The 26,365-nt window shown below is 58.6% G+C and carries 22 protein-coding genes; 16 read left to right on the top strand and 6 right to left on the bottom strand.

Features of this window, described 5'->3' with window-relative positions; all coding sequences use genetic code 11:
• Window positions 1-20: 20 nt before the first annotated feature.
• The 6 genes from ABC336_RS16100 to ABC336_RS16125 form a co-directional block, all read right to left on the bottom strand.
• Complete coding sequence (locus ABC336_RS16100) at window positions 21-893, bottom strand: carbohydrate ABC transporter permease (protein WP_413239593.1); 873 nt, start codon at window positions 891-893, stop codon at window positions 21-23.
• 28 nt (window positions 894-921) lie between these two features.
• Entirely contained in the window at window positions 922-1,824 is a 903-nt protein-coding gene (locus tag ABC336_RS16105) for an ABC transporter permease (RefSeq protein WP_413239594.1), read from the bottom strand.
• An 82-nt stretch (window positions 1,825-1,906) separates the two neighbouring features.
• The gene (locus tag ABC336_RS16110) at window positions 1,907-3,529 is read right to left on the bottom strand and encodes an extracellular solute-binding protein (protein ID WP_413239595.1); all 1,623 of its coding nucleotides are present in this window, start codon (window positions 3,527-3,529) and stop codon (window positions 1,907-1,909) included.
• Window positions 3,530-3,791: 262 nt separating this feature from the next.
• Window positions 3,792-6,008 carry a helix-turn-helix domain-containing protein gene (locus ABC336_RS16115; RefSeq protein WP_413239596.1) on the bottom strand — a complete coding sequence of 739 codons (2,217 nt, stop codon included), beginning with the start codon at window positions 6,006-6,008 and terminating at the stop codon, window positions 3,792-3,794.
• Between the two features lie 332 nt (window positions 6,009-6,340).
• Window positions 6,341-7,312 carry an aldo/keto reductase gene (locus ABC336_RS16120; RefSeq protein ID WP_413239597.1) on the bottom strand — a complete coding sequence of 324 codons (972 nt, stop codon included), beginning with the start codon at window positions 7,310-7,312 and terminating at the stop codon, window positions 6,341-6,343.
• 217 nt (window positions 7,313-7,529) lie between these two features.
• The gene (locus ABC336_RS16125) at window positions 7,530-8,426 is read right to left on the bottom strand and encodes a putative RNA methyltransferase (RefSeq protein ID WP_413239598.1); all 897 of its coding nucleotides are present in this window, start codon (window positions 8,424-8,426) and stop codon (window positions 7,530-7,532) included.
• A 337-nt stretch (window positions 8,427-8,763) separates the two neighbouring features.
• Here ABC336_RS16125 and ABC336_RS16130 point away from each other — a divergent pair, with 337 nt between their 5' ends.
• The 16 genes from ABC336_RS16130 to ABC336_RS16205 all read left to right on the top strand — a co-directional run bounded on the left by ABC336_RS16130 (window position 8,764) and on the right by ABC336_RS16205 (window position 26,355).
• Window positions 8,764-9,549, top strand: a complete 786-nt coding sequence (locus ABC336_RS16130) for an SDR family oxidoreductase (RefSeq protein WP_413239599.1) — start codon at window positions 8,764-8,766, stop codon at window positions 9,547-9,549.
• A gap of 729 nt (window positions 9,550-10,278) precedes the next feature.
• The gene (locus ABC336_RS16135) at window positions 10,279-11,529 is read left to right on the top strand and encodes a PrsW family glutamic-type intramembrane protease (protein WP_413239600.1); all 1,251 of its coding nucleotides are present in this window, start codon (window positions 10,279-10,281) and stop codon (window positions 11,527-11,529) included.
• Window positions 11,530-11,775: 246 nt separating this feature from the next.
• Window positions 11,776-12,870 (top strand): dual-specificity RNA methyltransferase RlmN, encoded by a 1,095-nt coding sequence (gene rlmN, locus ABC336_RS16140; RefSeq protein WP_413239601.1) that lies wholly within the window; start codon window positions 11,776-11,778, stop codon window positions 12,868-12,870.
• A 128-nt stretch (window positions 12,871-12,998) separates the two neighbouring features.
• Window positions 12,999-13,742: a DeoR/GlpR family DNA-binding transcription regulator gene (locus ABC336_RS16145; RefSeq protein WP_413239602.1), complete on the top strand. Its 744-nt coding sequence runs from the start codon at window positions 12,999-13,001 to the stop codon at window positions 13,740-13,742.
• 271 nt (window positions 13,743-14,013) lie between these two features.
• On the top strand, window positions 14,014-15,093 hold the full coding sequence (locus tag ABC336_RS16150; protein WP_413239603.1) for an amidohydrolase family protein: 1,080 nt from the start codon (window positions 14,014-14,016) through the stop codon (window positions 15,091-15,093).
• A 109-nt stretch (window positions 15,094-15,202) separates the two neighbouring features.
• Window positions 15,203-15,559, top strand: a complete 357-nt coding sequence (locus tag ABC336_RS16155) for a Rieske (2Fe-2S) protein (RefSeq protein WP_020617225.1) — start codon at window positions 15,203-15,205, stop codon at window positions 15,557-15,559.
• A 24-nt stretch (window positions 15,560-15,583) separates the two neighbouring features.
• The gene (locus ABC336_RS16160; RefSeq protein WP_413239604.1) at window positions 15,584-16,411 is read left to right on the top strand and encodes an ABC transporter ATP-binding protein; all 828 of its coding nucleotides are present in this window, start codon (window positions 15,584-15,586) and stop codon (window positions 16,409-16,411) included.
• Window positions 16,408-17,175 (top strand): ABC transporter permease, encoded by a 768-nt coding sequence (locus tag ABC336_RS16165; protein WP_413239605.1) that lies wholly within the window; start codon window positions 16,408-16,410, stop codon window positions 17,173-17,175. The genes ABC336_RS16160 and ABC336_RS16165 overlap by 4 nt, the downstream gene beginning before the upstream one ends.
• Before the next feature lie 5 nt (window positions 17,176-17,180).
• Window positions 17,181-17,954, top strand: coding sequence for an ABC transporter permease (locus tag ABC336_RS16170; protein ID WP_413239606.1), 774 nt, complete (start codon window positions 17,181-17,183; stop codon window positions 17,952-17,954).
• Window positions 17,955-17,996: 42 nt separating this feature from the next.
• The gene (locus ABC336_RS16175) at window positions 17,997-19,043 is read left to right on the top strand and encodes an ABC transporter substrate-binding protein (protein WP_413239607.1); all 1,047 of its coding nucleotides are present in this window, start codon (window positions 17,997-17,999) and stop codon (window positions 19,041-19,043) included.
• A gap of 75 nt (window positions 19,044-19,118) precedes the next feature.
• Window positions 19,119-20,066, top strand: a complete 948-nt coding sequence (locus ABC336_RS16180) for an acetamidase/formamidase family protein (protein ID WP_413239608.1) — start codon at window positions 19,119-19,121, stop codon at window positions 20,064-20,066.
• Between the two features lie 43 nt (window positions 20,067-20,109).
• Window positions 20,110-21,420 (top strand): Rieske 2Fe-2S domain-containing protein, encoded by a 1,311-nt coding sequence (locus ABC336_RS16185; RefSeq protein ID WP_413239609.1) that lies wholly within the window; start codon window positions 20,110-20,112, stop codon window positions 21,418-21,420.
• Window positions 21,421-21,477: 57 nt separating this feature from the next.
• Complete coding sequence (locus ABC336_RS16190) at window positions 21,478-23,025, top strand: FGGY-family carbohydrate kinase (RefSeq protein ID WP_413239610.1); 1,548 nt, start codon at window positions 21,478-21,480, stop codon at window positions 23,023-23,025.
• On the top strand, window positions 23,022-23,804 hold the full coding sequence (locus ABC336_RS16195; protein ID WP_413239611.1) for an SDR family NAD(P)-dependent oxidoreductase: 783 nt from the start codon (window positions 23,022-23,024) through the stop codon (window positions 23,802-23,804). The genes ABC336_RS16190 and ABC336_RS16195 overlap by 4 nt, the downstream gene beginning before the upstream one ends.
• A 45-nt stretch (window positions 23,805-23,849) precedes the next feature.
• Entirely contained in the window at window positions 23,850-25,463 is a 1,614-nt protein-coding gene (locus ABC336_RS16200; protein ID WP_413239612.1) for a gamma-glutamyltransferase family protein, read from the top strand.
• Window positions 25,464-25,581: 118 nt separating this feature from the next.
• Window positions 25,582-26,355, top strand: a complete 774-nt coding sequence (locus ABC336_RS16205) for an HAD family hydrolase (RefSeq protein WP_413239613.1) — start codon at window positions 25,582-25,584, stop codon at window positions 26,353-26,355.
• The last annotated feature ends 10 nt before the right edge of the window (window positions 26,356-26,365 follow it).

Consider the following 26,365-nt stretch of genomic DNA (forward strand, 5'->3'; position numbering starts at 1 on the left):
GGAGAATCCGCTCATCCGCTTTAACCCTTAACCGCGCCGACCATCGTACCGTTCACAAAATACCGCTGCAGCCATGGATAGACAAGCAGGATCGGTACGGTGGCAAAAATGACGCTGGCGGCCTTGAGGCCTTCAGGCATAATCTCGAACATACCGACACCTTCACTGCGCAGCAGATCGCTGGCCTGGGCGTTGCTGACGATCTGGTAGAGCTTGAGCTGCAGTGGATAAAGATTCGGGTTGGTAATGTACATCAGCGTGTCCTGGAACCCATTCCAGCGGTTGACGGCATAGAACAGGCTCAGTGTCGCCATGACCGGCGCAGACAGCGGCAGGACGATACTGAAGAGCGTGCGGAAGTGGCTGCTGCCGTCCACGTCGGCGGCTTCCTCCAGCGAATCCGGAATGGCCTTGAAGAAGGTGATCAGGATGATCAGGAAGAAGGGGCTGATGAGATTGGGGAGGACCAGCGACCAGGTCGTGTTGATCAATCCCAGGTCCCGGACAAGCAGATATTCGGGGATCATGCCGCCGCTGAAAAACATCGTAATGACGATGAAGAACATGATGAGGCTTTTCCATCGCAGCGAGGATTTGGCCAAGGGATAGGCCGCCAGAATGGTCATAATCATACTCAGAATGGTGGTCAGCACCGTCAAGTACATGGTGAAGCCGAGCGACCGGAGCATCGAGGCATCGGTAAAGACGCGTTTGTACGCTTCCCAGGTCACCTCGATCGGGAGCAGCGTGACTTCACCGGACATGATCGCCCTCGAGGAGCTGAGAGAAATGGCGATGATATGGATAAAGGGCGCAATACAGACAATCACAGCCAGTGTAATCAGGACCACATTGGTCAGGTCAAATAGGCGGTTGGCTTGCTTCTCGGTCATCAGGTAGTCCCTTCCTTTCATTTATGTCCTAGATAATGCCCTCGCCGTTGAGCTTTTTCGCGATGGTATTGGCCGCCAGCAGGAAGATCAGTCCGATCACAGCCTGGAAGAGACCCACGACTGTGGCGATGGTATATTGGCCAGACTCAATGCCGATCCGGTAGACGAACGTGCTGAGGACATCTGAAAAATCACGCACCGCGAGATTGCCAATGACATACGGCCGCTCGAAGCCGATGCTGATCATATTGCCAAGCTGAATGATAAGCAGGGTGACGATGGTCATCCGGATGCCGGGGATAGAGACGTGCCAGATGCGGCGGAAGCGGTTCGCGCCATCAATCTCGGCAGCTTCGTACAGCTCGCGGTTAATGCCCGTCAATGCAGCCAGATAGAGGATGGTGCCCCAGCCGGCGCTTTGCCACACACCCGTAGCGAGATAGGTCGCCAGCCAGCTGTTCTTGTCCGTCAGGAACGGGATGCTGTCCAGGCCTAGTCCATTCAGTACGTTGTTGATCATCCCCGACTGCGTGCCGAACACTTGCATGACAATGCCGCCGATTATCACCCAGGAGATGAAGTGCGGAATATACAGTATCGTCTGGGAGATGCGTTTGAACCAGTTAATGTTCAGCTCGTACAGCATAATGGCGAGGATGATCGGGGCAGGGAACGAGATGACCAGATCCAGCCCGTTCAGCATGAGCGTATTGCGCAGCGTTTTGTAGAACTCCTGGTTGTTGAATACCTCGCGGAAGGCCTCGAAGCCGATCCATTCACTGCCGTGAATCCCTTGGAAAAAGTTGAAATCCTTGAAGGCGATCTGTACGCCGTACATAGGGCCGTATTTGAAGATGACAAAATAAAGCAGCGGCAGCACCAGCATGGCATATAGTCGCCAGTATCTCCCGTAGTAAATGCTTGCTCTCATGCAAATGCCTCCTTTGGTGGGCGGGCCTGCCGCCTGGATTCAGCAGCAAGCCCGCGTAGCGTCCGGTCAAATAACTGCAGCTCTACTTCATCATGTCCTCATACACCTTCGTGCGCTCGTCCAGAATCGCCTGGCCGCCGCCCGCCATGTACTCGTTCATGAGGGAATCGTAGGTCGCGTCGAAGGCGCCCGGGCTGGACATCGTCAGCTTGACGATTATTTCATTCAGCTTTGCTCTTAGCGCGCTGCCGTATCTGGATTCCGCTTCAATGGGTACCGGCATAATGATCGGTGCGGATTTGTTGGTGTCGGAGATTTCCACCGATGTGCGCATCATGTCATGATAGACCTCAGGCACCTGGCGGATATAAGCCTCGGCATTTTTCTCGTCGTCGCCCATATACTTGCCGTTTACGATAATCGCCATGTCGCCGTAATTGTACAGGCGATCCTTAATGTCCTGCGAAGCGTCGGCGTTCGCCACCGGGATGCCGTCCACGAGCGTGTAATTTTCGCCTTCTACGCCATTTTGCATGAAGAACAGATGATCCTCGGAGGCCATCCAGTCCAGGTACTTGATGGCTTCTACTGCCCGTTTGCTGGACTTGGGGATCATAATGAACATGGCGTTCGGTGCATAGCCCGGCTTGGCGGAGAGGCCTTCGGCATTTACGTACGGATCGATCGGCGTCATGACGGCGCCGGGTACGTTGGCCTGAAGATTCTTGTAGGTGCCATTGTATTCAAACAGCAGCTCGCCCGCATCCTCAGAGTAGGCGCCGACGAGACCGTTCTGTACGTCCTGCCAGAGCAGCTTCTTATCCTCGTCGAGGGCAAAATCCTTGCTGATCAACCCTTCATGATACAGCTTGTTGAGGAAGCGCAAGCCTTCCTTGTAGCCGGGCAGCAGGACCGGATAGTCCGATGAGCCAAGCTTCTGGGTAAGAGTGATGCGCTGCTCATCGCTGATGGGCTCCACGAATGACCAGAGCAGGGAATCCAGCTGGGCGGGAGCAACGCTCATGCCGAGCGGGATCACCCGGCCGCCGGTCTCGCCAGGATCCTGTTCTTTGAAAGCCACAAGGGTGTCGTAGAGCTGATCTGTTGTGGTCGGAACCGGCAGGCCGAGCTTGTCCAGCCAATCCTGGCGCACATAGGAGGCGTACTTGCCCAGCACCAGGCGGCGGCCCGGAATCGCCAGCTGCTCCCCGTCGATCTGTCCATAGGCCAAGGCATCCTCGCCGAGGAAGGCTTTCAGGTTCGGACCATATTCATCCAGCAGCTCGCCCACCTCGGTCAGTCCGCCCTGCGAAGCGTAGCGGTAGAACGTGCCCGAGTCATACGTGAAGACGATATCCGGTACATCGTTGGCGCTCGCCATAAGAATGTTCAGCTTGGCTGTCTCTTCGGAACGCGGCACAGGATAGAATTCCATATCGATGTTGTTGGGCGTCCCGAAATTGTCTTGGACATAGGTAGTCAGATAGTTGTTGGAAATAGTCATGCCTGATGGTGCATTGCCCCGGTCGAATACTTCGACCTTTAACGTTACGCGCTCTCCCGAGCTACCGCTTGCCCCTTCCGGCTGCGAAGCGTCGCTTGGTGACCCTGAGCCCGAACAGGCGCTCAAGAGCAGACTCATACTAAGGGTCATCGGGATCAACAGCTTGCGGTGCGATTTGATCTTGGACTTTTGTTTTTCCATGGCATTACACTCCCCTGTATTCGTATCGTCCCCCGTTGGCGTTAGCCGCCGGGGATAGTCACAGTATGCTTGCTGACATCGTCCTCGGACAATAAACTTGTTTTCTGCAATAAACCCGAATAATCAAGAGGTTAAGTGACGTAATAAACCGGATTTCATCAATAAACCAAAAGAAAACCGCATAATATAGCGGTTTTCTTGAATTTATGTTAGGAAAACTGACGTATTGGTTAAGGGTAAGAAGGCAGACTGGGAGGTGAATTCAGGTCTGGACGAACTGCTTGCGGTATTCGCCCGGCGTCATTCCCATCGTTCGTTTGAACATCCGGCCGAAGGTAATCGAGTTGGAGTAGCCCACGAGCGTGGCAATCTCCTGCTGTGAAATATCCGACTCGGAGAGCAATCGCTTCGCCTTGACAATCCGGAGCTGCTGCACATAATCGCCGAAGTTCTCCCCGAACGATTCCTTGAAGAGCTGGCTGACATTTTTGCCGCCGAGTTGAAACCGGTCACTCAGGTGCTTCAGGGACAAATCGGGGTGATCGTAATGCGCTTGAATGTACGCCCGCATCTCGAGCATCACCGTCTGGAAGCTCCCGCTGTCATGAAGCTTCTCGTAAGACTGGTACGCAGTCTCCAAAGCGAGAAGTACATCCTCTTCCAAAGAGATCAGATCATCATAGTGCAGCCTGGCACCCGACTCGCGGATGTCTGAGGCCGCCTGCTCGAGGCTGGCGGCCCCATCCAGCGCTTTCTTCTGCACCAGCTTCAGCAGCGCGTCGATCATGCCGAAGATCGTCCGGTCGCTGATCTGCTGATCCTGCAGCCAGGTGAAGAGATGCTCGGTCTTGCCTCGCCAATGCTCGCTGCGCATCTGGAACAGCTCTCCGATCTCGGTGACCAGCGGCCAGAACTGCAGCCACGGCTGATCGGAGCTCTGGCTGACGTGTGCGGCAAAGATGACCTGGACATCCCTGCGGGTCAAGCGGTGGTCCAACGCACGGAGCGCGTCCTGATAGGCATGTGGGATTGCGGACCAATCCCGGAACGGTGTACCGGCGCCGAACAGAAAAGTAACATCGAAATGCTCCTCCACCCACTCCCGGCATTGTTGGGTGCGCAAGCGGATGGCCGCTTCTGAGCAGTCATCCCCAGCCAGCAGAATAATCCCCAGCCGATTGCCGTAAATCCATTCACACCATGCCGTTTCGCCGTCCCCGAGCACATCCTGAATGACATTCTGGAGGGCGAGCCGCATGAGCGACACCTCTTCCTTGTCCAGCTCGAGCCGCTCCAGCTCAACGTGAGCTACCAGCAGCAGCTTGTCCTGGTTCTCGCGGGCAACCACCTCTAAGGGAATGTGCTCTTGCCACCCTTCGGGTGAAGCGGGTACCGTGCCTTCGATGAAATCAATGAAAAGCTGGCGCCGGCGCGTCAGCAGGTTATCCTGGCTTTCCTGCTGATACTGTGTCATCTGGTCTGTCAGGTCCTCCAATGCCTCCTCGATGAACCGGACATCATCCTCCTCGGCCTTGGTCAAGGAGGTTTTGAGCTGGATGGTCTGCAGCTTGTTCAGAATGAGGGCGATCGGGCGATAGTTGCGCCTGGAGATATAGATGACGTAGATCGTGCTGAGCAGCACCACAGCGACCCCGGCTGCAATCCAGGTATAGGAGATCAGCTCAAACCATTGGGAGAACTGCCCGGATTTGATGCCGCTCCGAATGCTCCAGGCTGTCGCGTCAATGGGCATCTGAGCCAGATAGGCGATGTTGGACCGTTCCTCCTCGGAGGGTATAGTTTTCTCGGAAGAGAGTACCACCTCGCCGTCGGCGTCAATGATATCGAGGTAGGTTAACTTCCGGTTTTTGCCCAACATGATGTCGTTGGCGAAGCCGTTGACCCTCACATTGATGACCGCCACGCCGTCCTGACCAAAGGGGAGAGGCAACTGCTTCACAAGCGAAATGACGGGAACGCTCCGATTGTCCTGCCCCGGCACCGTACGCGCCCCTGACCATCGCCTGCCCATCTCTTCGCTGCTGCCGATAGCCGTCTGCAGGAACTCCCGGTCGTAGAACTGCGCGAGCGTCTGTTTGCCGTTGGCCATTAAGACCAAGTCGTCATGGGCGCGGTAGAGATAGATCGACTCCAGCAGGGAATAATCGGCCTCCAGGCTGCGAAGAGAGGATGCGATCTGGTACAACTGAATGCTTTCCGCTTCCGGACCTGCAGGGCTGTCGAGGAAGTCCGTCATGCTGGCGTTGAGTGTGAATTCTTTCAAAAAGGCCTGCTCCGTTTCGGAGAGCGAACCGACGATGACCTCCGAGATATAACGGGCAAAAATCTCATTGGCCCGCTCTGTCTCCCGGCGGGAGATGTCCGATACGGCGACCATTCCGATCACAACAATCACCGTAATGGTCAGCAGGAAGATGGGGAAGTAGGACAGGAGTTGCTTCTTGTACCAATTGTTCATGGGGCTCACCTCTTCTCCGAGTCGTACAAGATGCTATATGTCAACATCATACTGGAAAGAGGGCGGCTTCTCAACATAAATATGACACGTTGAGTATGGTAAACTTACTCAGATCATAGATAAAAGAGGCACAACAAAAAATTGTGTCATATAATCTAACAAAAATAAATGCATAAAACCCCCGAGGGCCGTTAAGGGTTCGGGGGTTTTATACTTTCTGGAAATCGGTCGTTTAGCTGCAACGCACTTTTCTTCCCCTCAGCTTTCAGTTCGGAGAGCAAGCTGTTCCCAATCCTTTAAGGACACCGCTAGGCCTTTTACTGAGCGCGGCTTTATAGCCGATAGACGGCAAACGGCTTGCCGTAGCGGGTCGCTTCGCTGAGCGCATCCAGCTCGCCCAGCAGCTCCGCGTCCAGCTCGAGCTCGAGGCTGCCGACGTTGTCGAGCAGCTGCTCGGGCTTCGTCGCGCCGACGATGACGGAGCCGACGACGGGCTGCGCCATCAGCCAGGCCAGCGCGAGCGAGCTAGGCGTACAGCCGCGTTCCTCCGCCAGCTGCGACAGCCGCTGACCGAGCGTCAGGGCGCCTTCCTGGAGGAAGCGGGTGAAGTTCGGATCGGTGTCGGCCCGCGAACCGGAAGGGATCGACTCGGCGGACGTGTACTTGCCGCTCAGGATGCCGCCCGCCAGCGGGAAGTAAGGGATGATGCCGACGCCCTGATCGAGACAGAGCGGGACCAGCTCCTGCTCCGGCGTCCGGTCGGCGAGCGAGTAGCTTGTCTGTACCGAGACGTAGCGTGGCAAGCCGAGACGCTCACTGATGCCGAGCGCCTTCATCAGCTCCCAGGCCGCATAGTTGGATGCGCCGATATAGCGGACTTTACCGGACCGCATCATGTCCTCGAGTGTCCGCAATGTCTCCTCCAGCGGCGTCTCGGGATCGAACGTATGGATCTGATACAGATCGATATAGTCGGTCTGCAGCCGCTGCAGGCTGCCTTCGAGCTCCCGCAGCAGATGGTGGCGCGAGGAGCCGCGGTCATAGGGACCGTCGCCAGTCGGCAGGCCGGCCTTGGTGGCGAGGATGACGTGCTCGCGGCGGCCGCGCAGCGCCTCGCCGAGGATCGATTCGGAGGCCGTGCGGGCGTAGATGTTGGCGGTATCCAGAAACGTAATGCCGTGCTCCAGCGCGGTGTCGATGACTCGCATGGAAGCCTGGCGGTCGGCCCGTTTGCCGAAGGCATTGGTGCCGAGACCGAGCGCGGACACCATCAGGCCGCTGCCGCCGAGTCTGCGATAGTGCATGGGGGTCACTCCCTTGTTCGAATGGCTTGTGTTGAATCCTATTATACCGAGTCGCAGGTGCGATGCACAATTCGTTAGCTTCAGGAGCCGCTCGGCTGTCCGTCTACGGCTCCCCAACCTCGCTTCGCTAACTGCCCGCTATCCAGCTAATAGCCTGACCCGACAGTATGACGGCGGTCAGACGACCACCTGCTTCACTGGCCGCAGAGACCTGCGGCTACGGTTGCTTGCCGGCAGCCAGGATCCAGTCGAGCGTCACGGTCAGCCGCTCGCGTGCAGCCGCCGATTCGCGTGCGGCTGTTGGCGCATGCCAGGCGAGCGGAGTCATCTGCAGAAGATCGCGGATGCGCGTTCCCTCGAGCGTGAGGCTCTCCGTGATCCGGATCTGGTGCATCGACGGGAATGCCGCAGCGAACCGGTCGAGACTGGCCGTGCCTTGCCCCTGCCGGGCCCGCCCCGGGTACAGCAGGGCGCGCAGCTCCTGCAGGTAGAGCGGGCCGGGGATGGCCTTGAGCACCAAGCCGTCGGGGACGAGCAGCCGACGGCAAGTCTCGTAGCGGACCGGTGAGAGGATGCTCAGGATGGCGTCCCAGCGGCCATCTGCCAAGGGTGCCTGTGCCAGATCGGCTACACACCATAACGTGCCGGGCGAGCTCTGCTTGGCCGCGGCGGCGATGCCGGCTTTGGCCAGATCGAGCCCGACACCGAGGACATCATACCCGGTCTGCGCGGCCAGACGGCCGGTCAGACCGGCGAGCAGCGAGCCTTCGCCGCACCCGGCATCGAGGATGCGGCAAGCAGCGGGCCGCGCATGCAGTGCCAGTGGCAGGAGCTCCTGCTCCAGTGCCAGCGCAAGCGGCCGGAAGAAGCCGCTGTGGTGGATGCGGCGCCTGGCTTCGAATAGCTCGCGATTGTAACGTTCGCTGCCGGATGGCGGTCCAGTCAGCAAATGAAGATAGCCGTCCCGGGCCAGATCAAAACTGTGCCGGAGCGGGCATGCCATCCGGCGGTTCTCCAGCAGTCTCAGCGGACTGCGGCACACGGGGCAGGTAAACACGGGTTCATGGATGTCAAGCAGCCTGGCTGCCTGTTTCAGACGATTGGATTGCAGCACAAATAAGCACCTCATTCATTCGTTAAGATAGAATGCAATAAGGCACAGCTAAATAGACGCGGCTGTCGTCATTTTTTGACGAAGCGCCCGCCTTTCCAGCTGTACCGTGCGTTATCTTAAACGAATATAGCGAATGTAGTGACCCATTATGCTCGCAACCTTTGTGTGGGGATTGCAGCGTCTTGCGGCGCCGCCCAAGAAGAAACGACTTGTTACCTGTCCAGTATATCATCCGAGCGTCTATAGGCCAACGCTGATAAACCCGCTGCGTTCTGTCTATACTATCCGAGGAATGCATGCAGCTATACATGCGGCTATAGATGAAGGAGGATGAATCATGCCCGGACGGTTCAAGGACAAAGTGGTGGTCATTACGGGCGGGGGATCCGGCCTGGGGCGGGCAGCAGCCTTGCAGCTGGCGCAAGAAGACGCGACGCTCGCGCTGGTAGATATTAAGATGGAAGGTCTGGAAGAGACAAAGAAACTGGTTGCAGAGAAGAGCCCCGCGGGAGAGGTGCTGCTAATAACGGCGGATGTGTCGGATGAAGTCGCGGTACAGCGGTATGTCGGCGATACGATGGAACGGTTTGGCCGGATCGACGGTTTTTTCAACAATGCCGGTATCGAGGGCAAACAGGCGCTCACCGAGGATTACGACAGCAGTGTGTTCGATAAGGTCATTGCTATCAACCTTAAGGGTGTCTTCTATGGTTTGAAGCATGTCCTAGCGGTGATGAAGCAGCAGGGCAGCGGCTACATCGTCAACACCTCATCTGTCGGCGGGATCCGTGCGGTCATGAATCAGATCGCCTACGGCGCCAGCAAGCATGCGGTAGCGGGGATGACCAAGGACGCTGCTATCGAGTATGCGGAGTACGGCATCAGTGTCAACGCGATCGCCCCCGGCGCGATTCTGACGGATATGGTGATCGGTTCATTCAAGCAGATCAACCCTGACGATTGGAAGTCAGCCGCTCAAGAGTTCGTCAAGGACAATCCAGCCAAACGATTGGGCAATCCCGAGGAGATTGGCCATCTGGTGGCGTATCTGCTCTCCGGCGAGTCGCCATTTCTGAATGGCGCGATTATCCCGATCGACGGCGCCCAATCAGCGAAATATTAGGAGCTGCAACGGTACGGCAACAAATCTCGGACAATTGTAATGAAGCTGAAACTGAATTTTCAGGTTCATTTAAGATTGCGAGCCTATACTAAATATCGACCCCCCTTTATGATATATATACCTTGGACCCGCGGCATGAGCTGCGGGTCTCTTTCTGTCTATGGCGGCTGAGTCAGGCAGATCGGTGGTGGGGGGTAACTCTGGACGCCCCTATCATCCGCGGATGAGGCTGTGTTGCTGGTTGATGTGCTGCTGGCCGATGTGCTGTTGCCATGTCGGTGGAGTGCGGGCCATGCTGGCTGGATTGCGGACAGGATAGCGCCTATTTGGTGCAAATTCCGGCAGGAGGCAGCGGGAACGGACAGACGATCCGTTATTTGTTGGTGGTGGGCGTGTTTTGCGCTATTTCGAGAAGGATAACGTATCCTCTGTCCGCAACTGCGGTGCAAACCAGGCCGTGGCACAAAATAGCCGCTACTGTGTCCGTTCCGATGGATACGTCCTGCTGCTGCGGCAGTGCTCCGTCGGTCGAAGTGGCCTGGTGCCGCCGGCGGAGTGGTCAGTATAGTGCCCGTGCATGAGACAAAGCCCTGCTGGAGACCTATGCTGCTACAGGCCGTTTCACCCTTTCTGCGTTAGGGTTATGGTATGTTGTATGCAAAGGCTGTAAGATATAGTCAGGGGAAGGATCTAGGAAGAAAACAACCTCAGGAAGAAGGGAGTGGCGTCATGTTCTGTCCTGCATGCGGGTATCAGGCGGGAGTGGACGCGCGGTTCTGCCCGGGCTGCGGCCATGAGCTGCGGACATCTGGGAGGGCGGCCGAGGCAGAAACGGCGGGGACTTCAGCCGGCGCAGAGACGGCGGCCTCGGCGGAGACGGCCGGCGCCGGGACAGCGCGGGAGCGTCAGTCCGGATCGGCGCAGGCTCCGTCTGGAGGCGGTATCCTGCAGGATTTTGCCGATAAGCTGCATAGGGCCGCAGGGTTCGAGGAGAAAGTGGAGATCAAGCTGAAGGATGTGTTCTCGGATACGTTCAAGAAGCACTCGGAGGAGGATGCCGAGCGGCTGTTTATTGTCGGCACGTCAGCGACGACTCCGACGATGGATCAACTGATCGATACATGGCCCAAGCCGTGGCTGTTCATGCGGATTTTCATCGTCGGGATGATTGGCTTTCTCGGCTTCTATCTGGGCTATACGTTTTTTGAGAATCAAAATCTGCTGCCGGGTCTGATCATGGTCGGCTCCTTCGTCGTGCCGATCTCGCTGCTGATCTTCTTCTGGGAGCTCAACGCTCCCCAGAATATCCCGTTATACCGCGTTCTTCATCATGTCTTCATCGGCGGGATCCTGTCGCTCATCATCGCGCTTTTGTTTTTTGAGACGGTGGGAGGGGTAGGCGTATATCCGATCATCGTGGGCATCATTGAGGAGGCGGCCAAGGTGCTGGCGATTCTGTGGTGTCTGCGCAAGCAAGCCGGATATCATTATATTCTCAACGGTCTGCTCGTCGGCGCGGCGGTCGGCACGGGCTTTGCCGCATTCGAGTCTGCGGGTTACGCGACGCGTTTCGATATGTTCTCGACGATCTTCTGGCGGGGCTTGCTCGCTCCGGGCGGTCATATCGTCTGGGCTGCGCTCTCCGGGGCGGCGATCTGCATGGTGAAGGGGCGCGAGCCATGGAAGTGGAGTATGCTCAAGGATCCCCGCTTCCTGCGCATCTTCATCATCGTCGTAGCGCTGCATGGAGCATGGAATTCCAAGATCAGCGCCACGCTGTCTCCGCTCAGCCATCTGCTGCTTACCGCGATCTCCTGGATTCTCGTGTTTGCTATGATCCATGTTGGTCTCCAGCAGGTCAGCAAGCTGAAGCAGCAGTATATGCGGGAGAAAGAGCAGGCGTTGCAGGCGCCGGACGCGGCGGCCGAAGCGGCAGCCGGCGATGTGCGGCAGGAGGACTACCGGCCGGAGCAGACGTAGGTGGGCGGACGCTAGCCTCAGATGAGCCGCTCCTGCTTTCGGCAAGCAGATTGGCTTGGCTTTGGTTGAAGCAGGCTTAGCTCGGGGGGGTGCACCCCGCCCAGCGGTTCTGGCAGAGGCGTCCTATTGTGTTCTGCGGGGAAATTTGGGACAATAGCAGGGAATGCACAGGGAACGCTGCGCCTGTCTGGGGCCTTGCGGCACCGCAAACGCGCACGGGCCCGATTTTTTGAAAAGAGGGTTACCATGAACAAGCCATCCATCTATGGATTGACGCAGGACCAGCTGACCGGCTGGCTCGGCGAACGCGGACATAAGAAATTCCGGGCCTCCCAAGTGTGGGAGCGGCTGTACCGGCAGCGGGAGACCGACTTTGCCGGGATGACGGATGTCAATAAAGATTGCCTGGCCCTGCTGGCCGAGCATTATACGATCTCGACTCTGCAAGAGCACACGCGGCAGGAGTCGGCAGACGGCACGGTGAAGTTCCTGTTCCGGCTTACCGACGGCAACCTGATCGAGACGGTGCTGATGCGGCACAGATTCGGCCTCTCGGTATGCGTCACGACCCAGGTCGGCTGCAACATCGGCTGCAGCTTCTGCGCCAGCGGACTGCTGCCCAAGAGCCGCGACCTGTCTGCGGGCGAGATCACGGAACAGGTGGTCAAGGTTCAACGCTATCTGGATGCGTCAGGGAAGGACGAACGTGTTACTCACCTTGTCGTCATGGGCATCGGCGAGCCCTTCGACAATTACGAGAACATGGGTGATTTCCTCCGTACCGTCAAGGACCACAAAGGACTGGCGATCGGCGCCCGCCACATCACCGTCTCGACGAGCGGGCTGGCGGACAAGATCCGCGAATTCGCCGACAGCGATCTCCAGGTGAACCTGGCCGTCTCGCTGCATGCGCCGAACAATGAGCTGCGGACGCGCATCATGAAGATTAACCGGGCGATCCCGATCGAGAAGCTGATGGACGCGATCGACTACTATCTGGCACGTACGAACCGCCGGCTGACACTGGAGTACATCCTGCTGAAGGATGTCAACGACGGCGAGGCGCATGCGCTGGAGCTGGCAGAGCTGATCGGCGACCGCCGGCCGCTCGTCAATGTCAACCTGATCCCGTACAACCCTGTCGACGAGCACGGTCAATACCAGCGTCCGTCACAGGATGCGGTGCGGGCATTCTTCGATACGCTCAAGAAACAGCAGGTGAGCGTCAGCGTCCGGCTCGAGCACGGCGCCGATATCGATGCGGCGTGCGGACAGCTGCGGAGCAAGCAGATCAAGGCGAGCAGAGATTCGAAGCGGACCGGAGCCGTGGTGAACGGATAGAACAACACGAGCCAGAGAGGCGCCTGCCGCAAGGTAGGCGCCTCTGATGTCATTGATCGAAATTGATTATTTCGCACGCAAATGATCACGCGTTATGGTATAGTGAAAAGAAAAAAGGAAACGATGCTATGACCAACATGCGCGAAGAACGAATTCTTGCTTTTCTGCAAGAAAAGTCGCCGCTGACGGTGGAAGAGCTGTCCGTGCTGCTGCAGGTGTCGGAACCGACCGTGAGGCGCGACCTGGCTGCGATGGAGCAGGATGGGGTGATACTACGGCAGCGGGGCGGTGCATCACTGCCTGGACTGGGCTTTGAACCGCTGTTCAACCAGCGATCCCGCCACAACCAGGACGACAAGAAACGGATCGCCCAATATGCGGCCAGCCAGATTGCGGAAGGCGAGGTGATTGCGCTCGACGCCGGGACGACGAATGCGGAGTTGGCCAAAGAGCTGCTGAAAATGTCCAATCTGACCGTGTTTACTTACTCCCTGCAAATTGCCTTCATTCTCTCCCGCAGCCAGCATAACGTCTATGTGATCGGTGGACGCTTCCGCAAATCGGAGCAGTCCATGGTGGGGACGCTAGCCAAGGAAACGATACGCCAATTCAATTTTGACCGCTTCTTCATGGGACTGGCAGGGTTTAATGCCGAGCAAGGTCCGACGGATTTCAATTTGGAAGAGGTCGAGATCAAGCGGCATATGATCGAACGATCAAAGAAGGTGATTGCACTCGCGGATAGCTCCAAATATGGCGGGGCCTCGCTGGTGAAGGTGTGCGATTATAGTGAGATCGACGAATTAGTGACAACGGCGATTCCGGTTTCGGGCGAGGAGCTGGGCTTCCACGGCCGGTTGACGTGTGTATAGAATGGTCGTCTACAAAAGGCTTGCTTAGCTGCATGACGCAGACAGGCAGGCTTTTTTGTTATGTATAAGTCAGTTAACGTGACAAATATAGTGTGAGGGTGGGGAGAAATTCGATTAAAACTGATCAAAACTTGATTGATTTAAGATCATTATGTGATTATAGTTGACACATATTCAAAACCGATCTATAATCTGAACTATCAAAGCTAGTTTATCTAGCGAACGCGTTAGGTTATGTTACACAAATCTTGAAAGGGAGGCTGATACACGGATGACGACAAGCCAAGCGAATCCGGAGCAGCGCGAGACCAACCGGACGGAGACCATCCCGATTATCGACACGGATGTACATGAGCGGTTCGCTTCGATCAACGAGCTGCTTCCCTATCTGAAGGAGCCGTTCCTCAGCTATATGGAGCATTGGACGGGATGGGGGGAGCTGAAGTACATTCATCCGATCGGAGGCTCCAAGCTGGACTCGCTGCTCCCAAGCGGCAACGTTCCTGGCTCGGATCTGGGCGTACTGCAGGAGCAGCTCATGGACAAGTACGATATCCATAAGGCGATGCTGACAGGCTTGTTCTACCCGGCGACGATGGAGGCCCAGTTCGAGCTGGCGGCGGCGCTGGCCTCGGCCTACAATGACTGGATGGTCGATCACTGGCTGGATAAGGATGAACGCTTCCTTGGCTCGATTCATGTCGCGCCGCAGATTCCAGAGCTGGCGGTACGCGAGATTGAACGGATGGCTGATCATCCACGGATGGTGCAGGTGTTGCTGCCCATCGGCACAGCGGCTTATGGCGATCCTTTCTACCACGGCATCTATGAGGCGGCCGAGCGCAAAGGGCTGGTCGTCGCCATGCACCAAGGCAACTCGGTCCGCAGTCCGTTCGGACAGCCGCGATACTATATCGAGTGGCATACCATTTTGTCGCAGGCGTTTATGGCCTCGGTCGTCAATCTGATCGTAAACGGCGTCTTCGACAAGTACCCGGGGACCCGGATTGCGATGCTTGAGGGCGGCTTCTCCTGGGTACCCTCTCTGATGTGGCGGATGGATCAGAACTACAAGTCGCTCCGGCTGGAGGTGCCGTGGGTCAAGCGTCTGCCGAGTGAGTATGTGAAGGATCATTTCCGCTTCGCGACCCAGCCGATCGAAGACCCGGACCCGATGCATATGCTCAAGATGGTTGAACTGATGGACAGCGACGAGCTGCTGATGTTCTCCACCGACTATCCGCACTGGGATTTCGATTCACCGCTGCGGTCGCTGCCGACCAGCTTCAGCAAGGAGCTGAAACGCAAGATTTTTTACGAGAATGCCGCCAAGTTCTATGGATTGACTTGAATACAAGCTAGCGGAGGAAATCATCGGCATTTCTCGCTGTTATTATTCTGAATATTCAGAATAAAAAATCGGTGTGTCCGGCATGGCAAGTTCGAAGGAGGAGCAGCTTGTGAAGAAGCATATCGTGTGCAGGGAAGAGGAGATGAACCCGGGGAGCAAGCGCAGTGTGGAAGTCGGCAAACGAGCTTTTGTGCTGGTGCGGACCCCGGACGGCAGTTACCAGGCTCTGCGGGATGTCTGCCCGCACCAGGGGGCCCGATTGTCCGATGGGGAGCTGACGGGCACGAACCTGCCCTCTTGCGTAGGCGAGTACGATTATGGTCGTAAAGGCGAGATCCTGCGATGTCCCTGGCACAGATGGGAGTTCGACGTAACCAGCGGCGATGCACTGGTGGCGGACCGGCAGAGCCGGGTGAAGCATTACGAGGTGACGGTAGAGGACGGCTATGTGGTCCTTCACTGCTAATCTGACTCAAAGGAGAGAGATGCCATGACTGCGATGGCTGTCAAGCACCTGCCTTCCATACCGGAGGCGCGGGAGACCGCACTGGAGTTAGTCAATATCGGCAAGGAATATCAGCGGCATACCAAAGAGAAGGTGAAGGTCGTCCGGGAGGTCAATCTGAAGCTGGAGCGGGGCGGGTTCCTCTGCGTGCTCGGTCCGAGCGGGTGCGGCAAGACGACACTGATGAATATGGTCGCAGGCTTCGAAGAACCAACAGAAGGCGAGATTCGGATGAACGGCAAGCCGATCAAGGGGCCGGGCCCGGAGCGGGGCGTCGTCTTCCAGAGCGATACCGCGTTGTTTCCTTGGCTGACGGTGGAGGAGAACATTGCCTACGGCTTGAAGATGAAGCGTCTGCCCAAGGCTGAGATCAAGGAACGTATCGGCTATTGGATGAAGCAGGTGGGTCTGGAGCAGCATGGGGCCAAATTTCCTGGCGAGCTCTCCGGCGGCATGAAGCAGCGTGTGCAGATTGCCCGCGTGCTGGCAGGTGATCCTGAGATTCTGCTCATGGATGAGCCGTTCGCCGCACTCGACGCGCAGACGCGCACGTATCTGCAGCAAGAGCTCTCCGCTCTCTGCCGCAAGGCCGGCAAAACCGTGCTCTTCATTACGCACGATATCCAGGAAGCGCTCCTGCTGGCTGATCGCGTGATTGTAATGGCCCGGGCGCCCGAGCCCAATATCAAGGCTGATCTTCCCGTGGATCTCCCTTATCCAAGAGAGCGGATGACAGAGCCCTTCGCCAATCTGTACAACCGCCTGCTGGATGAGATCGACAATCCCTTCAAGGCCAGCGTGCATGTCCTATGACCTCGCGGCGGCCCTTAAGCTGGCGATGGCTGATCGGTCTGCTTGGCACCTTGTGCTTCCTCCTCCTGTGGCAGATTGCCGCCTGGCTGTCCGGACCATCGTTCCTACCGGGTCCGATCCGGGTTCTGCTGTTGTTCTTTGAACAGATCCAGACGCGTGAATATCTCATCACCGTCGGGGCCAGCTATCAGCGCGTCATGATGGGCTGGGCGCTGGGCAGTCTGTTCGGACTGATCTTGGGCATCATCATGGGCCGGTACCGGCTCTTCGGCACCATCATCTATTCGCCAATGCAGTTCTTCCGGGTCATCCCGGCAGTAGCGCTCGTGCCGATCCTGGTGATCTGGCTGGGCGTGGGCGAGACGATCAAGATTCTGATTATCGGCTACGGGGTGGCGCTTGTCGTCGCTATCAATATCGCCGAGGCGGTGCAGCGCGTCGCGCCTGTCCGGCTGCAGGCGGCCCGCTCGATGGGAGCCGGGCCGCTGCGGATCTTCTGGGGCGTGCTCATTCCTTCCGTCATCCCGGAGGCGCTTAAGGGTATGCGCGGCTCGCTGGCCTTTGCCTTCATGAGCATCGTCGGGATTGAGACGCTGGCCGCCCAGGAGGGCGTCGGTCAGATGATCTGGAGTGCGCGTGTGCTGCACCAGACGGATGTAGCCCTGCTGGGGGTGTTGACCCTGGGGCTCATGGGGGTTCTTGCCGACACGGTGGTACGGCTCGCGTTTCGGATATTTGGCTATCGATTTATGTTGCGGGGGTGATGGAGATGAAGCTGCAATCCAAAGGTATGCAAGCCTTGCTGATCCTGCTGCCTTTTGCGGCAGCGTTGGCTGTATGGGCGTCGATGTCAGCCATGGAGGTGGTGCCGTCGCTCTTCCTGCCGTCGCCCGCGCAAGTGTGGGATGCTTTCGTGCAGATGCTGGGGAGCGGTCTGATCGTCGAAAGTCTGGGCGTCAGTCTGCTGCGTCTCTGCGCGGGATGGTTGCTAGGCCTGCTGCTCGCGACGTGCATCGGCTGGGCGCTGGGCATGAGCGGATGGCTTCGCAGAGGGATCCAGCCGCTGTTGTTTCCACTTCGGTTTGTGGAGCCGGTCGCCTGGCTCAGCATGATCATTCTCTGGTTCGGCACGGGTGAGATGTCCAAGCTGATCCTGCTGACCTATGCCTCCTTCTTCGGTTCGTTCCTGTACATTATGACCGGCGTGGCGAGCATCGACGAGGTGAAGATCCGGGCGGCGCGCGCCATGGGCGCCAGCGGATTCCGGTTGTTCCGGACGATCATCGTCCCGTCGACGGTGCCGAGTATCCTCGCTGGAGCGAGGATCGGTATGAGCTACAGCTTCCTGACCATCGTCACAGCCGAGATGATGGATGCGACGTCGGGGGTCGGCTATATCATCAAGTACGGCAGTGTGTATATGCGGATGGATCAGATCTTCGTCGGCACGATTCTTGTCGGGCTGCTCGGGATCGCGATCGATTATACATTCAGGCAGGCCATGAAGCGGATTGGGCGGCGCTATTTTCTGGATCAGCTCTAACAAATGCATCCTATACAAAAAGAGAGTGGAGAGATGAGCAGGATGAAAATGAAACTGTACGTTGCAGTCATGGTGATGGCGGTAAGTTTGGTCGCGGCGGCTTGCGGCAACAGCGGGAGTACAGTCAACTCAGGATCAGCGCAAGGGCCGTCTGACAGTACGAATGCGGTCAATCACGGAGGCGCAGAGCCCGCCATCGAGCTGCCTTCGCTCCGGATCTCCCGGGAATCCGGTCCGTCCTCAGGACTGTTGTTCATCGCGGACGATCAGGGCTTCATCAAGGAGCAGGGGCTGGATTATGAGATCGTCTCGTTTGCCAATGGGGCCGAGGCAGTAGACTCGTTGCAGGCGGGTCAAATCCAGGTGGCGTTCGGCGCGGCCGATACGTTCCCGATCCGGGGCGTCGACAGCGGCCTCGTCGGGCTGACCGCAGTCAGCCAGCAACCGGAAGCAGTCAGTATTGTTGTCAGCAGCGATGTAGAAGGCCCTGGGGATCTGGAGGGGCGCAGCATCGGCATTGTGCCTGGCTCGGTGAGTCAGTATGTGCTGGAGAACATGTATCTCGCCGATGCCGGCCTCACTCGGGATGACTACAGCGTAACGCAGACCGGACCTGCCGAGATGGTGGCCTTGATGGCGCGCGGGGATATCGACGCCTTTGCACTGTGGGATCCGTTCCCTGCCAATGCGGTGAAGGCGCTGGGGGACAAGGTCAAGCTCATCATCACCTCTGGAGAGCTCGGCATCCCTAACACGACGTATCTGCTCGTCTCCAAGAGCTCACTGACAGACGAGGCGTACACGGCGGCATACGGCAGGCTGATCCGGGCGCTGCAGCAAGCGCAGGCGTTCTTGCAAGCGAACCCGGAGGAAGCGGGCAAGATCATCGGCGCCGCTACTCAGCTCACCGAAGAGGAGATGGCAGAGCGTCTCGCCCAGCTCCGGCTGGAGGTATTCATGGACGACTCGGCCGTCGATGAGATCGAGAACTACAACGAGATCCTGTCCTCGACCGGCGCCATACCGGAGAAGATCGATATCAGCAAGGCGCTGGACCAGGAATTTGTCAGTCGGATTGCGGACGAATGAGTTCAAAAAGTTCGGTTTTCAGCACCGAGAAGATGGATAGCAGGAGGACATGAGGAGGTAAGGGGGGAGCCCGAGATGGTCAAGCATCGTATAGATCCGTCGCCCGCGACGGTTCATTGGGGATATGTCGGGGGCTCGCAGGAGCCGGTGCTGGAGATGGCGTCTGGCGACTCGCTGGTGCTGCGCTCGGTGGCTGGCTCGCCAGGCGATCCGGTGCCGGCAGAGTGGATCTCGCCGGAGCTGCGAAGCATCCATGAGCAAGTGACGGACCGGGGGGCAGGCGTCCATATCCTGACCGGCCCGGTGGCGGTGAAGGGCGCGGAGCCGGGAGACACACTGGCGGTGAGAATCGACCGGGTCCAGATTGACGCCCCATACGGATTCAATTATATCGGCCCGATGTCGGGACTCTTGTATCATACGTTTGATGAACCGGATACTGTCATTCTTACTTACAATGAAAACCGCAGTATGGCCCATCTGGGCCGGCTGCAGCTGCCAACCCGGCCGTTCTTCGGCATTATGGGCGTCGCCCCGCCGGAGAGCTGGGGGCGGGTCTCCAGCATTACGCCAGGCCGCTTCGGCGGCAATCTCGACAACAAGCAGTTGATTGCCGGCACCACCTTGTATCTGCCGGTCATGCGCGAGGGTGCATTCTTCTATGCCGGCGACGGCCATGGTGCCCAGGGCGACGGCGAGATCGACGTGACGGCGATTGAGACCGCACTGGAGGGCGAATTCCATTTTGAGCTCCTGAAGGGAACGGGTCAACGCTGGCCGTATGCCAGTCGCGGTCATCTGCTGATCAGTATGGGGCTGGAAGAGAGTCTGACAGGGGCGCTGGTAGCTGCCACCCGGCATATGATCGAGCTGCTGGAGGCGCAGTACGGCCTGTCATACAAGGAAGCGTACCGCCTGTGCAGTCTGGCCGCCGATTTTCATATTACCCAGGTCGTCAATGGCGTCAAGGGTGTCCACGGGATGCTCGACACGTCGGTGATCGGTCCGGCGCAAGCCGGCTGACCCAGGCGTACGCAGATGTCCAACACCATGGAGGGATGAACATATGCTGTCACAAAAAGATAACGAGCGTATCACCCAGGTCGGGGCAGGCACGCCGCTTGGCGCGCTTTTCCGCAGCTATTGGCTGCCGGCGCTGCTCTCGGAGGAGCTGGCGCCCGGCGGCGCGCCGGTGCCCGTCAAGCTGCTCGGCGAGCGTCTGGTCGCCTTCCGCAACAGCGGGGGCAAGGTCGGGCTGGTAGGGGAATTTTGTCCGCATCGGGGAACCTCGCTGGCGCTGGGCCGCAACGACGATTGTGGCCTGACCTGTATCTATCACGGTTGGGCATTCGATACGGACGGCTCGTGCACGAATATGCCTTCGGAACCTGATTACAGCAAATTTAAAGAGACGATCAAGCAGAAAAGCTACCCGATTCATGAGGCGGGCGGTCTGGTCTGGACCTACATGGGACCTGCCGAGGAGCAGCCGCCGTTTCCCAACCTGATCTGGACCTCGCTGCCCGAGTCGCACCGGATGGTGGCCAAGGTGTATCAGGAGTGCAACTATCTGCAGATTTGGGAGAATGAGATTGATTATATGCACGCCGCTTTTGCCCATCTGGCCCTGCAGGAGCAGGATATGAAGGAGGGGGCGCTCAGCACCGAGCTGGGCATCAATCCGTCGCATCCGCTCGTCACCTCCCGCAATCCGCTGCTGACGGTAGAACCGACCACCTACGGCTTCCGCAACATGTTCGTCGGTCAGTCTGGGGAGGAGGACCAGTTTATCCTGGAGGCGCCGATCCTGATGCCTAGCTTCGCCTATACGCCGCGGGTCAAGGAGGAGGACCATCTCTTCCACGCCTATGTACCGATCGACGATCACACGACATGGTCCTACGATATCCACTTCACCCTGGATCGTCCGCTCAATCATGACACGCAGAAGGAACGGCGCGGGCTGTGGGTGGATGAGAACTACCGCAAGCTTTACAACAAGAGCAATAACTACCAGCAGGACCGGGAGATGATGAAGACGGGCAATTTCTCCGGCATCGTCGGCATCAGCAATCAGGACCACGCCGTGACCGAGAGCATGGGACCGATCGTCGACCGTTCCCGCGAGCATCTGGGGACCAGCGATGTCGGCGTCATCGCGCTGCGGCGGATGATTCTGAAGTCGCTCAAGCGGATGGAGCAAGGCGAGAAGCCGCTTGGGCTGGACCCTGACATCCCGACGGAGAAGATCTATAGCGAGGGCGTCATAGCCCCCAAGGGAATACCCTGGAAGGAAGCATGCCCGCTCGATCCGGCGTTTGCTCCGGTCAAGAGCGAGAACGCCAAGTCAGGGCAGGATAGCACGGTAAAAGCGTGATGGCGGCAAACACGGGAGCGGTTGGTGCCATAGTGAGAAATGCGTGTAGAAGGCGAGGTGGGTAAGCTGTCATCGTATACATTGGGGATCGACATCGGGACCACCGGCGTCAAAATCATCCTCCTCTCGCGGGAGCGCATCGTCTATCAGACAAGTGTGGCGCAGCAGCTGCGTTCGCCGCAGATTGGCTGGGCCGAGGAGGATGCCGGTGAGTGGTGGCAGAATACACTGACGGGTCTTCGCCGTATGCACGAGAGTGTCCCTGACGCAGCTGGCGGCATCGTTGCAGTCGGGGTTAGCGGCATGGTGCCGGCGATTGTCCTGCTGGACGAAGCGGGTAAGCCGCTGCGGCCGACCATCCAGCAGAATGATGCTCGCGCGGTGACAGAGATTGCTGAGGTGAGGGAGGCGCTGGATCAGGACGCGTTGTTCCGGCACACCGGCGGATATACGAATCAGCAGCATGTGCTGCCGCGGATGTTGTGGGTGAAGCGGCATGAGCCTGAAGTCTGGCGCCGCATCGCTAGTGTGATGGGCTCATATGATTATATCAATTACAAGCTGACTGGCGTTCAGGCGCTGGAGATCAATTGGGCGGTGGAGAGTGGAATGTACGATATCCGCAGCCGCCGCTGGCTGGATGACTCGCTTGCGCTGCTGGGTCTGCCGGAGACCGTGCTGCCGCCAGTGTATGAATCGCAGTCGGTCATCGGCAGCATCAGTGAACCCGCAGCCGCGCTTACGGGTCTGCCGGCAGGCATCCCGGTTATTGCCGGCAGTGCCGACCATGTGGCTTCGACGCTGGCGGCGGGCATAACCGAGCCCGGGGAGCTGCTGATCAAGTTCGGCGGCGCGGGCGACATCCTCTACTGCACGGACGAGATTTGTCCGGACCCCCAGCTGTTTTTCGACTATCACGTCATTCCGGAGGCCTACCTGCTCAATGGCTGTATGGCTTCCAGCGGCTCGCTGGTGAAATGGTATGCGAATGAAATGCTGCAGGATCCGTCGCCCGAGCTGTTCGCCACCTTGGATCAGGAAGCGGCTGCGGTGCCAGCCGGGTCGGACGGCTTGATTATCCTCCCGTATTTTCTCGGTGAGAAAACGCCGATTCTGGATCCCGAGGCCCGGGGCGTGCTGTTCGGGCTGACGTTATCGCATGGCAGAGGCCATATCTTCCGGGCGATCCTGGAGGCGGTCATCTACGGCTTCCGCCATCATCTGGATGTCCTCCGCGAGCTGGGGTGTGAGCCGACGCGGGTACTGGCGACCAATGGCGGCGCCAAAAGTAAATTCTGGTGCCAGATTGCGGCGGATGTGCTGGGCGTACGTATCCGTGCCTATCCGGCACACCCGGGGTCGGCGCTGGGCGTGGCTTTTCTGGCAGGCAAGTCGGTGGGGCTCATGGAGGAGTGGCGCGAGATTGACAGCTTTCTGACGGAGTACCAGGATTATGAACCACAGGAGGAGGAGCGCCGCATCTACGACCGGGCATACCAGATCTACCGGGAGCTGTATCCGCAGCTGCAGCCGCAGTTTGCCCGTGTGAATGCATTATATCGCCAAGAGCAGCATGAGCTCATGACAGGAGGACACAAAGGATGAAGACATTGGACGGACAGGTAGCCGTCGTAACTGGCGCGGGCAGCGGCATCGGCCGCAGCATTGCTGTCCAACTGGCGGAGGCAGGCGCGTCGGTCGTAGCGACTGATGTGAACGGGAAGGCTGCGAGCGAGACCGTAGCCCTGCTGCCAGTTGCGGCAGATAAGCCGCATGATTCGCGCGTGCTGGACGTAACGAGCAAGGAGCATGTGAGCGTGGTGTTCGCCGACATCCATGCCGCCTACGGTCGGCTGGATGTGCTGATCAACAACGCGGGCGTGTCGACGATGAACCGTATCGAGAATCTGACGGAGCGGGAATGGGATTTCAACTTTGATGTGAATATCAAGGGGATCTTCCTCTGTACGCAAGCGGCCTACCCTTATCTGAAGCTGCAACGGGCCTCCCGCATCGTCAACACCGCCTCCATGGCCGGCAAGCGCGGTGTGCCGCTGCTTGCACACTACGCGGCGTCCAAATGGGCGGTGATCGGCTTCACCAAGAGCGCCGCGATCGAGTTGGCGCCGGACGGCATCACCGTCAACTGCGTGTGCCCCGGCTATGTCAATACCGGCATGCAGAGCCGTGAGCTGCTCTGGGAGGCCGAGCTACGGGGCATGACGCCGGAGGCGGTCCGCGAGGAGTACATTCGCATGACGCCTCTGGGTCGTCTGGAGGAAGCGGAGGACGTAGCCAAAGCGGTCGTCTTCCTGGCTTCGCCGGGCGCAGATTTCATTACGGGCGAAGCGCTGGACGTCACCGGCGGCGCAGATCTGCTATAGCCACCTGCAGGACGGCAGATCCGGCGGGTCAGAGAGGAGACAGAGATGAAAACAGACGCCTCGCGTTACCCCTATGCATCCAAACGAACCACATTATACGCCCGTTCAGGCATGGTCGCCGCTTCTCAGCATCTGGCGGCCCAGGTTGGACTGGATATGCTCAAGAAAGGCGGCAATGCCATCGACGCCGCCATCGCCACGGCGGCTTGCCTGACGGTCGTGGAGCCATGCTCCAACGGCATCGGCGGCGACGCCTTTGCCCTCGTCTGGATGAAGGACCAACTGCATGGGCTCAACGCCAGCGGCCCGGCGCCGATGGGTATCTCCGCCGCCAAGCTGCGGGCCCAAGGGCTTAGCGAGATGCCGGTCTACGGCTGGACCCCGGTGACGGTACCCGGTGCGCCTGCTGCCTGGGCGGCGCTCTCCGAGCGCTTCGGGCGGCTGCCCTTCGAAGAACTGCTGGCGCCGGCCATCCGCTATGCGGAGGAAGGCTACGCCGTGTCGCCGACTGCGAGCAAGTTCTGGAAGAAGGCATTCTATGAATATGAGCAGGCCATAGAGGGAGAGCAGCATGCCGCCTGGTTCGCGACCTTCGCGCCGGACGGCAGACCACCGGAGCCCGGGGAGATCTGGGCATCCCCGGGTCACGCCGATACGCTGCGACGAATTGCACGAAGTAAGGCAAGGGATTTCTACGAGGGAGAGTTGGCCGACCGGATGGATGCGTTCTCCCGTGAGCATGGCGGTTACCTGCGCAAATCCGATCTGGCGGCCTTCCAGCCAGAGTGGGTGGAGCCAATTAGCAGTGTTTACCGCAATTGGGACGTCTGGGAGCTGCCGCCTAACGGCCAGGGCATCGTCACCTTGATGGCGCTCAATATCCTCAAGGCGCTGGGCGAGCCCCAGGACGATCCCGTCGAGGCCTGTCACCGCCGGATCGAGGCGGTGAAGCTGGCCTTCGAGGACGGGTTGTGGGCGATCACGGATCCGGCTCAGATGCCGGAGGAGACGGTGCGCCATCTGCTCTCGGAGGCCTGGGCGGAGGATCAGGCTGCGCGCATTGGTGAGCAGGCGCTGCTTCCGGAGATGCGTTCGGTCCCGCGCGGCGGTACGGTCTATCTGGCGACGGCGGATGGGGAAGGCAATATGGTCTCCTACATTCAGAGCAACTATATGGAATTTGGCTCGGGTCTGGTTGTGCCGGGAACTGGCGTTGGCCTGCATAACCGGGGGCATACCTTCACCCTCGATGAAGGACATCCGAATTGTCTGGCGCCGGGCAAACGGACCTACCATACGATCATTCCCGGTTTCCTCTCGCAGGACGGCCAGCCGATCGGTCCGTTCGGCGTCATGGGGGCGTTCATGCAGCCGCAAGGGCATCTACAGGTGCTGCTGCACACGCTGGAAGAAGGCATGAATCCCCAGGCTGCCCTAGATGCGCCGCGCTGGCGCTGGGAAAAGGACCGCCAGGTGCTGATCGAGCCGGATTTTCCGGCGGAGCTGGCCGAGGCGCTGCGCGCCCGGGGCCACGAGCTCGTCGTCTCGGAGCACGAGGGACTGTTCGGAAGAGGACAGATCATCTGGCGCGACCCGGAGACGGGTGTGCTCTGCGGCGGCACAGATCCCCGAACCGATGGCGTGCTGGCGACGTGGTAAGTCGGGCTGATCTGCTGGTGTACGGCGGCCGCGTTGGTTCTAATGATTGGCATGCAGCGAGACAAACGAGTCTGGGGCAGCTATCAATTATGCCTGTGGTGCAAAAGGAGATGGTAGCATGGCTGTACTTCGAATGAAGGAACAGCAATTCGAGATCGATCTGGTTATCTTCGACAAGGATGGACTGCTCTTTGACGCCCGGTATTTCTGGCAGCGTCTGGCCGAGGCGCGGATGCGGGTGCTGCAGCCGCTGCTGGGTGAGGAGGGGTTGGCCGAATGGTGCGAGCTCATGGGCATCACACAAGCGGGTATGACGGCGGTTGACATCAACCCCAGCGGCATCTTTGCCCTGGCACCTCCACAGGAAGAGATCATCGTTACCGCGTCGCTGCTCAAGGTATCAGCGGGTGGGGACTGGGGCGTCTCTCGTCAGCGGGCGGCAGAGGCGTTCCAACAATCGGATGAGCAGTTTGACCTGCCAGGCGCGCTGCAGCCGAAGCGCGGCTTTCCTGACATCTTCTGCCGCCTGCAGCAGGCGGCTATCCCATTTGGCATCGCGACATCGGATGACTACGACCGCACGATCCGCTCGGTCGGCCGTTATGTGCCGATCGAGTGGCTGACGTGCATCGTGACGCCGGTTGACGTGGAGCACGGCAAGCCGCATCCCGATATGCTGCAGCTGATCTCGAGGACGACCGGTGTGCCGCTCTCCCGAATCGCCATGCTCGGCGATTCCTTTGTCGATGTGGAGATGGCCTGCACGGCGGGTTGTATCGGTATCGGAATCCCGGATGACCCGGGGATGGCGGAGCGGATGCTTCCCTGCGCCAGTGTGATTCTCGAATCGCTTGACGAGATTATCATTCAATCAGCAGCAGTCCACATTTAATCGAGGGAGA

It is taken from the genome of Paenibacillus jepli, assembly GCF_047238105.1.
In the GTDB taxonomy this organism is placed as follows: Bacteria; Bacillota; Bacilli; order Paenibacillales; family Paenibacillaceae; genus Paenibacillus_D.